Below are 14,560 nucleotides of genomic sequence, written 5' to 3'. Positions count from 1 at the left end.
CGCTGAACAGGCAATAAAAAAACCGATCAACTCAGAGTGATCGGTTTTTTTATTGCCTGACAAATCCGCCAACAACAAGGCCAACAGTAAACTGACCTGACCCGTGCTGCAGCGCTCCGCCAGAACAGCGTATTGCCTCTGTTGAAGCAATACGTAATGCAGTACAACTTATTCTGCAGGCTTGTCAGACTGCTCGCCAGCTTCTGCAGGTGCATTTTCCTGTGCACCTTCCAGTCCGCCCAGGGCTTTGGCTGACAAACGCAGACGACCGCGATCATCCGCCTCAATAACCTTGACCTTGACTTTCTGTCCGACTGACAGCACATCATTGATGTTGGCAATGCGGTAGTTGGCGATTTCAGAAATATGCAGCAAGCCGTCACGACCTGGCAGAATCTGTACGATACCGCCGAAGTCCAGCAAACGCTGTACCGTGCCTTCGTAAACCTGACCCACCTCAACCACAGCAGTCAGCTCGGCGATACGGCGTTCCGCTTCTTTAGCCTGCTCCAGATCGGCGCTGGAAATGGTAACAACACCCTCATCGCTGATATCGATATGGCAACCGGTTTCTTCTGTCAGCGCACGAATCGTGGCGCCGCCCTTACCAATCACGTCACGGATTTTTTCCGGATTGATTTTCATGGACAACATGCGTGGTGCAAAAGTAGACAATTCCTGGCGTGAACCGGTAAGCGCTTCGGTCATTTTGCCCAGGATATGCATACGGCCGTCGCGGGCCTGAGCCAGCGCAACCTGCATGATTTCCTTGGTAATACCCTGAATTTTGATATCCATTTGCAAAGCAGTAATACCATTTTTGGTACCTGCCACTTTGAAGTCCATATCGCCCAGATGATCTTCATCACCCAGAATATCGGTCAGCACAGCGAACTTGCCGCCGTCCTTGATCAGGCCCATGGCCACACCCGCCACGTGATCTTTAACAGGCACACCGGCATCCATCATCGCCAGTGAGCCACCGCAAACGGAAGCCATGGATGAAGAACCGTTGGACTCTGTAATTTCAGATACGATACGAATGGTGTACTGGAAGTCTTCGTGCGCAGGCAGTGTAGACACGAGTGCGCGCTTGGCAAGACGGCCATGGCCGATCTCACGGCGTTTTGGCGCACCGAAACGACCGGTTTCACCCGTTGCAAACGGAGGCATATTGTAGTGAAGCATGAAACGATCGCGGTGCTCGCCCATAACCGAGTCAATGATTTGTTCGTCCTGCTTGGTGCCCAGCGTGGCGATCACCAGCGCCTGCGTTTCACCACGAGTGAACAGTACGCTACCATGAGTACGTGGCAACACGCCCAGGCGGATAGAGATAGGACGTACCGTACGGGTGTCACGACCGTCAATGCGGGGTTCACCGGCCAGGATCTGACCACGAACAATCTTGGATTCCAGATCAAACAGAATATTGTCTACTGCAACGCCGTCGGGGGCAGGCTGACCAGCCTGCTCTGCCTGTTCAGCCAGCGTTTGCTTAACCGCAGCAGTCACTTCACGCAGCTTTGTTGTACGTTCCTGTTTCTGGCGAATTTCATAGGCGCTTTTCAGGCCGGCTTCGGCAGCGGCGGTAACCGCAGCAATCAGCGCTTCGTTTTTGGCTTCAGGCTGCCAGTCCCACTCGGGTTTACCAGCTTCGGCGACCAGATCGTGGATAGCGTTAATGGCTGCCTGCATTTGCTCGTGGCCATATACGACGCCACCCAGCATCACCTCTTCGGACAGCTGCTGGGCTTCAGACTCAACCATCAGCACCGCATTTTCAGTACCGGCAACCACCAAGTTCATTTCTGAATCAGCCAGTTGGTCCTGCGTTGGGTTCAGCAGATACTGACCGTTTTTATAGCCAACACGTGCAGCACCAATAGGGCCATCAAATGGAATGCCAGAGACAGCCAAAGCGGCAGAACTGGCGATCAATGCAGCGATATCAGGATCGATCTGCGGATCAACCGACAGCACGTGAACAATCACCTGCACTTCATTGTAGAAGCCTTCAGGAAACAGCGGACGCAGCGGACGGTCGATCAGGCGTGACGTCAGTGTTTCTTTTTCTGTCGGTTTACCTTCGCGTTTGAAAAAACCACCGGGAATACGACCGGCAGAATAGGTTTTCTCTACATAATCGACGGTAAGCGGGAAAAAATCCTGGCCGGGTTTGGCATTTTTTGCAGCAACAACGGTGGCCAGCACCACACTATCACCCATTGAAGCCACAACGGCGCCTGAAGCCTGACGAGCGATTTCGCCGGTTTCCAGTACAACTGTCTGATCGCCATACTGAAACGACTTGGTCACTTTGTTAAACATTTTTCAATCCTTACAATAAAGCCGGAATGATCTGTCCGTTTTCAGCCGTACACCACGATTCTGTGTACGCGTCCAAATCCGTTCCGGCACAATAAAAAAAACCGTGCCAGGCGCCAGCCTGGCGCTCTGCACGGTTTTGTGTTGGGCGCAAACCCAATATCACTTACGCAGACCGAGTTTTTCGATGAGTGAGCGGTAAGCGTCAGGGTTACGACCTTTCAGGTAGTCGAGCAGTTTACGGCGACGGCTGACCATGCGCAGCAAACCACGACGAGAGTGGTGGTCTTTCATGTGTTCTTTGAAATGACCGGTTAATTCATTGATACGGGCGGTCAGCAATGCAACCTGCACTTCGGGAGAACCTGTATCGCCCTGAGCGCGACCGTATTGAGCAACAATTTCAGATTTTTTGATATCAGCAACTGACATATTAAATAAGCCTCATGAACTGGCGGTAAAACCGAGGCGCTTTACCGTGACGTATTAAAAATAAAATATTAGATAATTTCCCGACCGAACCACCTTAGGCGTAAAAGATAGCCGGGCAAAAGACAATGGTAAATCCCACATACCCGACCCCACATACCCGTTTAATCTGTCCCCACGCGAATTTACACGCTACAATGAACAGACGACACGTCATGCAGGGTTGCACTTGTCTTTCAGTCAAGACCCGTAATTATATATGATTCAGCCCAAAAACACACGCAAACCTTAGCCATTCGGGTTCAAATATGCCTAATTTCCGTTGTTTTTCCCGCCTTCCGGGCTTTTTTTCCAACACTGGCCTGCACCGCCAGCGCAAAAGTCCGTTTTTTTTGCAGCATGCTGCACCGGGTAAACTGCTGCGCAACCTGAGTCTGGCCGGCCTTTGCGCGACGCTGGGCGCCTGCGCCACCTATCGGGATGTGCCACCCAACTCGCCCGAATCTGTGGTACTGGAAACCATGGGTACCCCCAATTTCACCTGCCCCCTGCCCAATGGAGGCACGCGGGCCATCTGGACCCTGCAGCCTAACGGTCAATATGCTTACGGCACACGCTTTTCCAGCGCCGGCATCGCAGACCGGATGGAATCCATCCTGACCGATGAGAATTTCCGTAAGCTGGACAACGGTGTATGGACACCACAGGACGTTACCTGCGAGTTCGGCCCGCCTGCCAGGGTGACCCGCGTAGGACTGGGTGAAAAAAATGAAGTGGTCTGGGAATACCGTTACAAACAGTCCAACGTCTGGAACTCGTTGATGTACGTATATCTGGGCCGCGACGGCCAGCAGGTTACACGTCATCATCCCGGCCCTGATCCTGCCTATGAGCGTGAGTTCGAATTCATGGGCTTTTAAAAGCGTGCCGGGTTCCGGCACGCGTCCGCTCAGTTTTTTCTGAACCAGTCTTTGGGTTTGTCCTGAGCCGGTGTTTCTGCAATATGCGGCTCATTACGAGATGAAGACGATGACGGGCCAGCCTGTTCTACCGGTTCTTTCACAGCCGGCTCATCCAGGCCCGACTGGTGCGCTGCCGAAGTACCCTCTGCCGGTCTGCCTGCTACAACGCCTGTTGCGTCGGCCGCTTCCGCTACCCTGCTCTCGCGACGACTATCATGTAGCTGCTGCGCGCGGCGCCAGCGCCAATACCAAACAACCCACCCCGACAAGCCATACACGATGAACAACAGAAAAAGCACAATCGGCGGATCGGATGAAACAAAGGCAAAAACAAGCACCAGCACCAGCATGATATTTTGCGGCGATAGCTTTTTCTCAAGCGCGAGCGACTTGCCGCTGAAAAACGGCGCATTCGAAATCATACTGATACCCGCATATACCGTGAGCACAAAGGCCAGCCAGGCCAGCGATTCATAGTCCGGGATACGGTTATCAACCGACAGCCAGACAAAACCAGCCACCAGTGCCGCTGCCGCAGGACTGGGCAAGCCCTGGAAGAACCGGCTGTCGACCACGCCGATATTGGTATTGAAACGCGCCAGTCGCAACGCGGCGCCAGCGACATAAATAAAGGCAGCGATCCAGCCCCAGCGCCCCAGCGCCTGCAACTGGTATTCATACATGACCAAAGCCGGGGCGATACCAAAGGACACCATATCGGACATGGAATCATATTGCTCACCGAAAGCCGACTGGGTATTGGTCAGGCGCGCCACGCGACCGTCCATGGCGTCCAGCACCATGGCCACAAAAATGGCAATGGCAGCAATCTCGAAGCGCCCGCTCATGGCCTGCACCACGGCATAAAAGCCGGCAAATAAATTAGCCGTTGTAAATGCATTGGGCAGCAGATAAATCGCGCTGCGCGGACGTGGCAGATTTTCGTTCATAACGTTTCACTTTGATTGACCACAGCAGCGGGCTCGGGCAGGTCAGCAAGTGCTGTAGACGTAGCCGACACTTTGTCGCCAATGGCGACCCTGGGGCGGGAAGCCGGTGGCAGATAGACGTCGACACGGGAGCCAAAACGGATAAATCCGTAACGCTCGCCAGCCCGCCGGCTGTCGCCGGGCTTGACATAGCACAGGATACGCCGGGCCACCAGCCCGGCCACCTGCACCACCGTTACCTGCTCGCCTGAATCGAGCGCAATATGAACTGCGTTTCTTTCATTTTCAACCGACGCCTTGTCCAGCGCGGCATTTACAAACGAGCCAGGATAGTACTGAACCTGGGTTACCCGACCACCCACCGGGAAACGGTTGGAGTGGACATTGAAAACGTTCATGAACACACTGATCTTCAGGGCCTGCTGCTGAGTGTACGGGTCTGTGGTTTTGTCTACCGATACAATGCGCCCGTCAGCCGGCGAGAGCACCACGCGCTCGCCATCCGGGGCCTGACGTTGCGGATCACGAAAAAACTGAATCACAAAAATGGCCAGCAGCCAGAAGATCAGCCCTGCAGCAACGGACCACCACGACACCAGCAGCGCCAGGATGATGGAACCGGCGATAAAGGGCCAGCCCTCTCGGGCCAGAACAGGATGCGGGTAAGAGGGTTTATACATGCAATTGGAAACCGGCTATTAAAATGTCATTTTAGTCGCAAACACCTGCTGCGAAGAGAGGGGATACCGCAAATGTATAATTTTGTAGGCAGCCGATTGTCTTCCGTCTGTCTTCTAACTTGGATACGATCAGGTAAATCGCACTGATATGGCACATTGGCAAATTCACTTTGGTGCAGTGCAATATCACATCAATGCAATATGTATCTTTATGTATCTTTTGTTTTAAAGTACGCTAAAATCCATTAAAAAGACGGCTGCAGTGTAGTTTAGTTGAAAATACTGTTTGTTAAGTTTGTCAAAAATTAGGGTAAAACCTGAACCCTAAGCATGAGCATTTCGTTCATACTAGCATCACCGTTATAAAGGAGTTCTCCATGAAGTTATCAAGTCTCGTGCTTGCTGCACTTATTTCTTCAATTGGTTTGTCCGCCCACGCCGAAGGCCGCCTGGACAAAATCAAAAGTACAAAAACAATTTCCCTTGGATATCGGGACTCGTCCATTCCATTTTCCTATCTTGATGGCGGCAAACCCGTCGGATACTCCAAAGAAATTTGCGACGGTATCGTCAAAGCACTCGAAAAACAGCTGGGAACGGAACTGACTGTCAAACAGGTTCCTGTGACATCTGCCAGCCGGATTCCTCTGATTATGAACGGTACGATCGATCTGGCTTGCGGGTCCGCCACCAACAACGCCGAGCGTCAGAAACAGGTTAGCTTTGCACCAACCACCTTTGTAACAGCGACCCGCTTCGTTTCCGCAAAGGCTGACAACATCAAGGATCTGTCCGGCTTCAAGGGTCAGACCGTTACTTCGACTGCCGGAACCAGTAACATCAAATGGCTCGCTGCGACCAATGCCAAGGACAACCTGGGCATGAACATCATTCCATCCAAAGATCACGCGGGTGCCTTCCTGACTGTTCAGGCCGGACGCGCCAAAGCCTTCTTCATGGATGACGTACTGCTGGCAGGCCTGGTAGCCAACTCTGAAGATCCGTCCAAATGGGTCATCAGCGATGAAGCGCTGACTACCGAACCCTACGCCATGATCGAACCGAAAGATGATCCTGAGTTCAAAAAAGCCGTAGATGATGCGGTGATTGCCATGATCAAAAGCGGAGAAATCGAAACACTTTACAAAAAATGGTTCGAAAGCCCAATCCCTCCGAAAAACATCAATATGAACCTGCCAATGTCTGAATCGCTCAAAAAAGCATTGGCCAATCCAACAGACTCACCAGACCCGGCGAAATACCAATAAATCGCGTCGGTCCGACGGCACAAAACACAGCGAAAGCGGGTTTTGTGCCGTTTTTTGTTTTCTATAAATAGCGTTTCAAATTATGTCAATTTCCACATTATTTTGTGACCCGGCCAATCTCGATAACGCGTCCCTGTTCTGCCAGATGTCTCCTAGCGGCAACTCCTATCTTGCCGCTTTCGTTGAGGCTGTAGGGTGGACGCTGCAACTGTCCGCGGTCGCGTGGGTGCTTGCGTTTGTGACGGGCATCATGGTGGGTATCGGGCTGACCAGTCAGAACAGGTTAGTATCTAAACTTTGCTCGGCCTATGTCGAGCTGTTCAGGAATATTCCCCTGCTGGTACAGTTGTTCCTCTGGTATTTCGTGGTCCCTCAGGTATTACCGGAATCCATGGGTAAAGCCATCATCAACATGCAATATCCGTACTCTGTATTCTGGCCAGCGGTATTGTGTCTGGGTCTGTTTACCTCATCACGGATAGCCATTCAATTGTCATCGGGCATTCGCTCTTTGCCACGCGGTCAATCCATGGCAGCGACCGCGCTTGGGCTCACGCGCTTTCAGATGTATAAATATGTGCTGTTGCCCATGGCCATGCGCATTATTACGCCACCGCTCACATCTGAAATGCTCAACCTGCTGAAAAACTCTTCGGTCGCCTATACCATCGGCCTGCTGGAGATCACCGGTGCTGCGGCATCGATGCAGGAATCCACTTTCCAGACGTTCCCTGCCTATCTGGCCGCGACCGCCCTGTATGTCATCATCAATTTATTGATTCTGGTAATTATGTCAGCCGTTGAACGTTTCTTCAGTGTTCCTGGCTTTATTTCAGGTAAAGGGTAGGAGCACATGATGAATTTTCAAGATTTACTTATTTCCTCCTCCTCGGTCAGTATTGCTGCCTTTGACTGGCAAGTCATCCAGCATGCCGCACCTGCGCTGTTAAAAGAAGGCCTGGTCTTTACCCTGAAGCTAACGCTCTATTCCACGATCCTGGCGTTGATCTGGGGTACCGTGCTGGCCATGATGCGACTGTCATCAATCAGCATTTTCCGCTGGTTCGCCGGTTCCTATGTCAACATTATGCGGTCACTGCCGCTGATCCTGATCCTGTTCTGGTTCTTCTTTCTGGTTCCCTATATCCTGGGCTGGATCGACTTCATGTGGGCGACCTACATAGACGGCAACGCATCGGCCAGGATGGTCTCACGACCGCTGAACGGGTTTACCTGCGCACTGATTACCTTCACGCTGTTTGAAGCGGCCTATTTCTGCGAAATCATGCGTGCCGGTATCCAGTCTATCCCTCGTGGACAGGTGGGCGCCGGTTACGCGCTGGGTCTGCGGTACTTTCAGGTCATGCGACTTATCGTGCTACCTCAGGCTTTCCGCAATATGCTGCCGGTGATCTTCACCCAAATGATTGTTCTTTTCCAGGATACGTCGCTGGTGACCGTACTGTCACTGAATGACCTGCTGGGTATGGCACGCATCAACGCCGACATTACCGGCCGCCCGGTTGAGCTGTACATATTCGCAGCGGCTATCTATTTTGTCATCTCTTTAGTTTGCTCTCGTCTGGTCAAAGTGATCGATCGGCGTTTGACGATTATTCGATAAGGTATTTCTCCATGGCTATGATTGAATTTAAAAACGTTAGTAAATGGTATGGAAAATTCCAGGTTCTGACCGATTGCACAACCGAAATCAACAAAGGTGAAGTTGTGGTGGTTTGCGGTCCGTCAGGATCGGGCAAATCCACACTGATCAAAACCGCCAACGGCCTGGAAGCATTCCAGAAAGGCGAAATTTTCTTCAACGGCGTATCTGTAGGCGATCCGAAAACCGATCTGCCCAAACTGCGCTCCAAAATCGGCATGGTGTTCCAGCATTTCGAGCTGTTCCCACACTTGTCCGTGATGGAAAACCTGGCTCTGGCCCAGGTCAAGGTGCTGAATCGCTCCAAGGACGAGGCCATGGAACGCGGCCGCAAACTGCTGGATCGTGTCGGACTCATCCAGCACAAGGACAAGTTCCCTGGACAGCTCTCAGGCGGGCAGCAACAGCGCGTGGCTATCGCCCGCGCACTGGCCATGGATCCGGTAGCCATGCTGTTTGATGAACCCACCTCTGCGCTTGACCCTGAAATGGTCAACGAGGTACTGGATGTCATGGTGGATCTGGCCAAAGAAGGCATGACCATGATGGTGGTGACCCACGAAATGGGCTTTGCCCGCAAAGTGGCTGACCGCGTGATCTTCATGGATGCTGGGCAAATTGTCGAAGACTGCAACAAGGAAGAGTTTTTCGGTAATCAGGAAGCGCGCTCTGACCGGGCCAAACACTTTCTGTCAAAAATCCTGGGGCATTAAACTCCCCGTACCATCAAAAAAACCGGCCAGCAGGCCGGTTTTTTTTGTACTGCAGCATTGACTGCTGCAAAACCTTATCAAACGCGTTCGATAATCACCGCAGCGCCCTGACCCACACCAATACACATGGTGCACAAGGCATACTACCACCAGTACGCTGTAACTGATACATAGCCGTTGTTACCAAACGAGCACCTGATGCGCCCAGGGGATGACCCAAAGCAATGGCGCCGCCATTAGGGTTCACGTGAGGCGCATCGTCTGCCAGGCCCAGATCACGTGTTACCGCCAGTGCCTGTGCAGCGAAGGCTTCGTTCAGCTCAACCACATCCATTTGTTCGATCGTCAGACCGGTTTTTTCCAGCACTTTGCGCACTGCGGGAATGGGGCCGACGCCCATGACGCGAGGTGCAACACCGGCCACAGCCATACCCACAACACGGGCCTTGGGTGTAAGGCCATACTTTTTAACTGCCTCTTCCGAAGCCAGCAGCAGGGCGCAGGCACCATCATTCACGCCTGATGCATTACCTGCCGTGACGCTACCATCGGGGCGCACCACACCCTTGAGTTTAGCCAGCGCTTCCGGCGTTGTTGCGCGTGGATGTTCGTCGGTATCAACAATAACCGGATCCCCCTTGCGCTGCGGTACGCTCACGGGAATAATCTCTTCCCTGAACACCCCATCGGCAATGGATTTTGCGGCGCGCTGCTGGCTGCGCAGAGCAAATGCATCCTGATCGGCACGGGAAATCTTGTAGTCGTCGGCAACGTTTTCAGCCGTTTCCGGCATGGAGTCTACGCCATACGCAGCTTTCATTTTCGGGTTGACGAAACGCCAGCCGATCGTGGTGTCTTCGATTTTGGCGGAGCGTGAATAGGCAGACTCGGCCTTGCCCATCACAAAGGGCGCGCGCGACATACTTTCCACACCACCGGCAATCATCAGATCCACTTCGCCCGATTTGATCGCGCGTGCCGCAGTGCCCACGGCATCCAGACTGGAAGCGCAAAGACGATTCAATGTTGCGCCCGGCACCTGAACATCAATCCCGGCCAGCAACAGCGCCATGCGGGCAACGTTACGGTTGTCTTCACCAGCCTGGTTGGCGCAGCCGTAAATCACGTCATCCACTTTGTTCCAATCCACGTTCGGATTGCGTTCCATCAATGCCTTGATCGGCAACGCAGCCAGATCATCGGTGCGCACGGTAGACAGACCGCCACCATAGCGGCCAATCGGCGTACGGACAGCATCGCAAATATAAGCGTTATTCATACCTTTCCTCTGTGTTACTTCATATTAATAAACTGTCGGATACTCAGGCGAAAATCAGCTTCGCGCCGGTGAGTGACTGCAATTGTTCATTTGTGATATCCACGAGCTTTTCCACCACGGTCATGCCTGCCGGCGTGACCTCCAGGACGGCAATATCGGTGTATACACGGCTGACCACGCCCAGGCCTGTGACCGGGAGCGTACATTTTTCGAGAATTTTGGGCGATCCATCTTTGGCGTTGTGCTCCATCAGGATAAATACCTTGCGGGCGCCCACCGCCAGATCCATGGCGCCGCCCACCGCCGGCGGCTCGCCCGGGCGGCCCAGCGACCAGTTGGCCAGGTCGCCGTCTGCAGATACCTGCATCCCGCCCATAATGCACAGGTCCAGATGTCCGCCGCGCATAATGGCAAATGAGTCTACATGATGAAAGAACGCGCCGCCGGTCAGCAATGTGACCGGTTTTTTACCAGCGTTGATCAATTCGCCGTCAATATCATCGCCGGTTGCCGCAGGGCCCATGCCCAAAATACCGTTTTCACTGTGCAGCAGAATTTCATCTTCCGGCTTCAGATAGTTGGCGACCAGCTCGGGCATGCCAATGCCGATATTGACATAACTGCCGGGAGCGATATCTTTGGCCAGGCGTTCGGCCATTTGGTTTCTATTCAATTTATTCATCATTTGACCTGCTTAACTGGAGATGGCAGGATTGGCGACTTCGACAATCCGATTCACAAAAATACCGGGGGTGATAATCGTTTCCGGATCAAGCTGGCCCAGTTCGACTTTCTGCTTAACCTGAACAATGGTGGTTTTGGCGGCCATGCACATGACCGGCCCGAAGTTGCGGGCAGCCTTGCGATAAATCAGATTTCCCCAGCGATCGCCCTTCTCGGCCAGCACCAGCGCAAAATCGCCGTGTATCGGTTTTTCAAATACATAGTTAACGCCATCAATATTGCGCGTTTCCTTGCCCTTGGCCAGTTCTGTACCATAACTGGTTCTCGTGTAAAACCCGCCAATCCCCGCGCCGGCAGCGTGCAGACGTTCTGCAATCGTGCCCTGCGGTACACACTCGAGCTCGATTTTGCCGTCTTTGTACATCTCGTTAAAGACGTAGGAATGAGAGGCCTTGGGAAAGGAGCAGATCATTTTACGTACGCGACCCGCCTTGATCAGCGCGGCCAGCCCCGTATCATGATTACCTGCATTGTTGTTGACGACAGTCAGCTCTTTTGCACCCTGATCAATCAGGGCATGGATCAGTTCTGTCGGATGGCCCGCGCCACCAAATCCGCCGATAAGCACAGTGGCGCCATCAAAGACATCGGCAACCGCTTCCTGTATATCGTCTATAAATTTATTGATCATCTGTTATACCTGTATTCTCTTTTGTCTGAATCTGTATTTGTGCCATTGCTGGAGCAAGCCATTATTTCATATTTCATGTGTGTTCTTTACCCAAGCGCGCGCCACAGCACTTTTCCTGAAGACGTTTTGGGCAACGCATCGGTAAATACCACAATCCGCGGCGCCTTGTACGCAGCCATTTTCTCGCGGCACCACTCCACAATCTCCTGCTCGGTGACACTGCCGCGACACGCTTCGCGCAACACCACCCAGGCCTTAACGGTTTCACCTCGTTTTTCGTCTGTCACGCCGACAACGCAGGCTTCCAGAATGGCCGGATGTGCATACATCATGGACTCGACTTCGGCTGGCCAGACCTTGAAGCCAGAGGCATTGATCATGCGCTTGAGCCGGTCTACCATAAAGTAGTAGCCGTCCTCATCCATGCGCGCCAGATCTCCGGTGCGCAGAAAACGCTTGTTATCAATCTCAGTGAACACTTCAGCCGAGGCCTGTGCGTTATTCCAGTAACCCTGCATGACCTGCGGTCCATGCACGACAATTTCACCAACCTCGCCTTGTGGCACTTCCTGCAGGGTGACCGGGTCAATAAGACGGCAATCCACATCAAAAATCGGAATGCCCAGACATTGTTTTTTCGGGTTCCGCTCCGGGTTGATGTGTGTGGGCGCCATTGCTTCCGACATACCGTAGCCTTCGATGTAGGTCAGGCCAAAGTCGCGCTGCAGCTTTTCGGCAACGGCCTCGGGCATGGCCGCACCGCCGCCACTGACCCGGGCGATACTGGATAAATCATAGTTTGCCAGATCGGGCATGGCGAGCAGATCCACCACCATGGCGGCAATCAGCGCCAGCCTGCCAACGCGATGGCGTTCAATGCACTGAGCAGCTACCACGCGATCCCAGCGCGTCATAATGACGATGGTCGCGCCCAGATAAATGGCACTATTCATCACGCCTTCCATGCCGGTAACATGGAAAAACGGCAGCACACCCAGAAAAACCGCGTCCTGATTACCACCGTCATACCACACCGCGGCGGCCACCGTGTTATACATAGTGGAATGATGGGTATGAATGCACCCTTTGGGATGACCGGTAGTACCTGATGTATAGGGCATGACCGCCATATCTGCCGACACGACCGATGAAGGTAACGGGGTACGCCCACGCGCCAGCGCATCACGCCACAGCACAACGCCATTGCCTGTCAGCGCCTGCGCGGGTTCAGCAACCACATCCGGCACGTTCTGGTCTGAGCCCTCCGAGGGCAGATAGTCATGATACGCTGCCACCAGCTTGCTGGCCGGCGCCGCAGCGCCGAGCACAGCCACCTGCTCGTGCAGTTCCTGGCCATAAATGATCACGGTGGCACCGGTATCACGAATGTAATGCTGCAGCTCATCTGCACGATTCATGGGGTTAACCGGCACGACTACGGCATCGGCCCGCAAAATGGCATAGTAGGCAAGCACAAATTGCGGGCTGTTCTGCATATACAGCAATACACGATCACCCTTGCCCACGCCGCAATCCTGCTGCAAAAACCCGGCAAGCGCCTGTACCTGACGCTGCACCTGCGCGTAAGTGTAGCGGGCACCGTAATAGACCAGGCACGGCTTTTGCGGATAACGCAGGGCCGATATGTCCAGATTGGCATGCAATGCCGTTCCCGGCACACTCAGCGAACGACTGCGTCCACGCGGCCAGACGGCAGAATAATCGGGGCGGTTCATGCCACTTCGAACAGTCCTGCTGCGCCCTGTCCGCCGCCGATGCACATGGTGACCACCACGTATTTAACGCCCCGGCGCTTGCCTTCGATCAGAGCGTGGCCGACCATACGCGCGCCAGACACACCATACGGGTGACCAACCGCAATCGCCCCACCATTCACATTCAGTCGATCATCGGGAATACCCAGTTTGTCCCGGCAATACAGTACCTGGCAGGCAAAGGCTTCGTTCAATTCCCACAAGCCAATATCGTCAACCTTCAAACCGGCGCGATCAAGCAAACGAGGCACAGCAAACACCGGACCAATACCCATTTCATCGGGCTCGCAGCCTGCCACGGCAAAGCCGCGGAAAATTCCCAGCGGGCTCAGGCCGCTCTGACGCGCCAGTTCGGCATCCATCAGCACGCAGGCCGAAGAACCGTCAGAGAACTGACTGGCATTACCCGCGGTAATGACGCCCTTGGGAAACACCGTGCGAATTTTTGCGACGCCTTCAAGCGTGGTATCGGGACGAATACCTTCATCGGCGGCGATGGTGACCTCGCGCCGGGCAATGCCGCCCGTTGCCTTATCAAACACGCTCATGACGGTTGTCATGGGCACGATTTCATCATTGAACAGACCTTCCGCCTGCGCACGGGCAGCACGTTGCTGACTGCGGGCGCCGTATTCATCCTGCGCCTCGCGCGAAATACCATAACGCCTGGCCACCGTTTCGGCGGTCTGCAACATGCTCCAGTACACTTCGGGCTTGTGCTGTTTTAGCCAGGGATCCTGTCGCATGAGAGTATTGGCATCGTTTTGTACGCAGGAAATACTTTCCACGCCGCCAGCCACCATCACCGGCACCTGGTCGACAATAATGCGTTGCGCTGCCATGGCAATGGCCTGCAGCCCCGACGAGCAGAACCGGTTGACGGTAACGCCGCCGACACGGACCGGCAGGCCGGCACGCAAGGCAATCGCCCGGGCAATATTGCCACCGGTAGTGCCTTCTGGCAGGGCCGAACCAATGATAATATCTTCGACCTGTGCGGGATCAATACCCGCGCGCGCCACCGCGTGCGACACCGAATGCGCACCCAGTGTTGCGCCATAGGTCATATTGAATGCCCCCTTCCAGGATTTTGCCAATCCGGTGCGGGCGGTTGAAACAATAACGGCTTCTCTCATGT

The 14,560-nt window shown here is 53.8% G+C and carries 12 protein-coding genes and 2 pseudogenes; 5 read left to right on the top strand and 9 right to left on the bottom strand.

Features of this window, described 5'->3' with window-relative positions:
• Positions 1-168: 168 nt before the first annotated feature.
• Both pnp and rpsO read right to left on the bottom strand, forming a co-directional pair.
• Complete coding sequence (gene pnp, locus MIM_RS06450; RefSeq protein WP_025371943.1) at positions 169-2,331, bottom strand: polyribonucleotide nucleotidyltransferase; 2,163 nt, start codon at positions 2,329-2,331, stop codon at positions 169-171.
• A gap of 159 nt (positions 2,332-2,490) precedes the next feature.
• Positions 2,491-2,760, bottom strand: a complete 270-nt coding sequence (gene rpsO / locus MIM_RS06445; RefSeq protein ID WP_014751468.1) for a 30S ribosomal protein S15 — start codon at positions 2,758-2,760, stop codon at positions 2,491-2,493.
• A gap of 305 nt (positions 2,761-3,065) precedes the next feature.
• Here rpsO and MIM_RS06440 point away from each other — a divergent pair, with 305 nt between their 5' ends.
• Positions 3,066-3,677, top strand: a complete 612-nt coding sequence (locus MIM_RS06440) for a hypothetical protein (protein ID WP_025371942.1) — start codon at positions 3,066-3,068, stop codon at positions 3,675-3,677.
• A 245-nt stretch (positions 3,678-3,922) separates the two neighbouring features.
• On the opposite strand, the pseudogene pssA reads toward MIM_RS06440, so the two are convergent.
• Positions 3,923-4,669 (bottom strand): annotated as a pseudogene (gene pssA / locus MIM_RS06435) (CDP-diacylglycerol--serine O-phosphatidyltransferase); the annotation flags it as partial.
• Positions 4,666-5,349: a phosphatidylserine decarboxylase gene (locus tag MIM_RS06430; protein WP_025371940.1), complete on the bottom strand. Its 684-nt coding sequence runs from the start codon at positions 5,347-5,349 to the stop codon at positions 4,666-4,668. The pseudogene pssA and the gene MIM_RS06430, both read right to left, overlap by 4 nt.
• Positions 5,350-5,726: 377 nt before the next feature.
• Here MIM_RS06430 and MIM_RS06425 point away from each other — a divergent pair, with 377 nt between their 5' ends.
• The 4 genes from MIM_RS06425 (at position 5,727) to MIM_RS06410 (ending at position 8,993) form a co-directional block, all read left to right on the top strand.
• Positions 5,727-6,617, top strand: a complete 891-nt coding sequence (locus MIM_RS06425; protein ID WP_025371939.1) for an amino acid ABC transporter substrate-binding protein — start codon at positions 5,727-5,729, stop codon at positions 6,615-6,617.
• 82 nt (positions 6,618-6,699) lie between these two features.
• Complete coding sequence (locus MIM_RS06420; protein WP_025371938.1) at positions 6,700-7,464, top strand: amino acid ABC transporter permease; 765 nt, start codon at positions 6,700-6,702, stop codon at positions 7,462-7,464.
• A 9-nt stretch (positions 7,465-7,473) separates the two neighbouring features.
• Complete coding sequence (locus MIM_RS06415) at positions 7,474-8,241, top strand: amino acid ABC transporter permease (RefSeq protein WP_042070043.1); 768 nt, start codon at positions 7,474-7,476, stop codon at positions 8,239-8,241.
• Positions 8,242-8,258: 17 nt separating this feature from the next.
• Positions 8,259-8,993, top strand: a complete 735-nt coding sequence (locus MIM_RS06410) for an amino acid ABC transporter ATP-binding protein (protein WP_025371936.1) — start codon at positions 8,259-8,261, stop codon at positions 8,991-8,993.
• 77 nt (positions 8,994-9,070) lie between these two features.
• On the opposite strand, the pseudogene pcaF reads toward MIM_RS06410, so the two are convergent.
• The 5 genes and pseudogenes from pcaF to MIM_RS06385 all read right to left on the bottom strand — a co-directional run bounded on the left by pcaF (position 9,071) and on the right by MIM_RS06385 (position 14,558).
• Positions 9,071-10,272: pseudogene (pcaF, locus tag MIM_RS06405) on the bottom strand (3-oxoadipyl-CoA thiolase).
• A gap of 43 nt (positions 10,273-10,315) precedes the next feature.
• Positions 10,316-10,954: a 3-oxoacid CoA-transferase subunit B gene (locus MIM_RS06400; RefSeq protein ID WP_025371935.1), complete on the bottom strand. Its 639-nt coding sequence runs from the start codon at positions 10,952-10,954 to the stop codon at positions 10,316-10,318.
• A 12-nt stretch (positions 10,955-10,966) separates the two neighbouring features.
• Positions 10,967-11,647: a 3-oxoacid CoA-transferase subunit A gene (locus MIM_RS06395; protein WP_025371934.1), complete on the bottom strand. Its 681-nt coding sequence runs from the start codon at positions 11,645-11,647 to the stop codon at positions 10,967-10,969.
• Between the two features lie 86 nt (positions 11,648-11,733).
• A complete protein-coding gene (locus MIM_RS06390) occupies positions 11,734-13,383 on the bottom strand; it encodes a long-chain-fatty-acid--CoA ligase (RefSeq protein ID WP_025371933.1) in 1,650 nt (549 codons plus the stop codon).
• Positions 13,380-14,558, bottom strand: a complete 1,179-nt coding sequence (locus MIM_RS06385; protein ID WP_025371932.1) for an acetyl-CoA C-acyltransferase — start codon at positions 14,556-14,558, stop codon at positions 13,380-13,382. The genes MIM_RS06390 and MIM_RS06385 overlap by 4 nt, the downstream gene beginning before the upstream one ends.
• Positions 14,559-14,560: the final 2 nt, after the last annotated feature.

The sequence above is a fragment of the Advenella mimigardefordensis DPN7 genome, from assembly GCF_000521505.1.
In the GTDB taxonomy this organism is placed as follows: Bacteria; Pseudomonadota; Gammaproteobacteria; order Burkholderiales; family Burkholderiaceae_B; genus Advenella; species Advenella mimigardefordensis.
Note: the sequence above shows the minus strand (reverse complement) of the source record. Positions and strands in the feature narration are given on the sequence as shown.

Excerpts from the sequence above, each read along its gene's own strand:
- pnp (WP_025371943.1), bottom strand. The coding sequence starts at position 2,331 with ATGTTTAACAAAGTGACCAAGTCGTTTCAGTATGGCGATCAGACAGTT.
- rpsO (WP_014751468.1), bottom strand. The coding sequence starts at position 2,760 with ATGTCAGTTGCTGATATCAAAAAATCTGAAATTGTTGCTCAATACGGT.
- MIM_RS06440 (WP_025371942.1), top strand. The coding sequence starts at position 3,066 with ATGCCTAATTTCCGTTGTTTTTCCCGCCTTCCGGGCTTTTTTTCCAAC.
- MIM_RS06430 (WP_025371940.1), bottom strand. The coding sequence starts at position 5,349 with ATGTATAAACCCTCTTACCCGCATCCTGTTCTGGCCCGAGAGGGCTGG.
- MIM_RS06425 (WP_025371939.1), top strand. The coding sequence starts at position 5,727 with ATGAAGTTATCAAGTCTCGTGCTTGCTGCACTTATTTCTTCAATTGGT.
- MIM_RS06420 (WP_025371938.1), top strand. The coding sequence starts at position 6,700 with ATGTCAATTTCCACATTATTTTGTGACCCGGCCAATCTCGATAACGCG.
- MIM_RS06415 (WP_042070043.1), top strand. The coding sequence starts at position 7,474 with ATGAATTTTCAAGATTTACTTATTTCCTCCTCCTCGGTCAGTATTGCT.
- MIM_RS06410 (WP_025371936.1), top strand. The coding sequence starts at position 8,259 with ATGATTGAATTTAAAAACGTTAGTAAATGGTATGGAAAATTCCAGGTT.
- MIM_RS06400 (WP_025371935.1), bottom strand. The coding sequence starts at position 10,954 with ATGAATAAATTGAATAGAAACCAAATGGCCGAACGCCTGGCCAAAGAT.
- MIM_RS06395 (WP_025371934.1), bottom strand. The coding sequence starts at position 11,647 with ATGATCAATAAATTTATAGACGATATACAGGAAGCGGTTGCCGATGTC.
- MIM_RS06390 (WP_025371933.1), bottom strand. The coding sequence starts at position 13,383 with ATGAACCGCCCCGATTATTCTGCCGTCTGGCCGCGTGGACGCAGTCGT.
- MIM_RS06385 (WP_025371932.1), bottom strand. The coding sequence starts at position 14,558 with ATGAGAGAAGCCGTTATTGTTTCAACCGCCCGCACCGGATTGGCAAAA.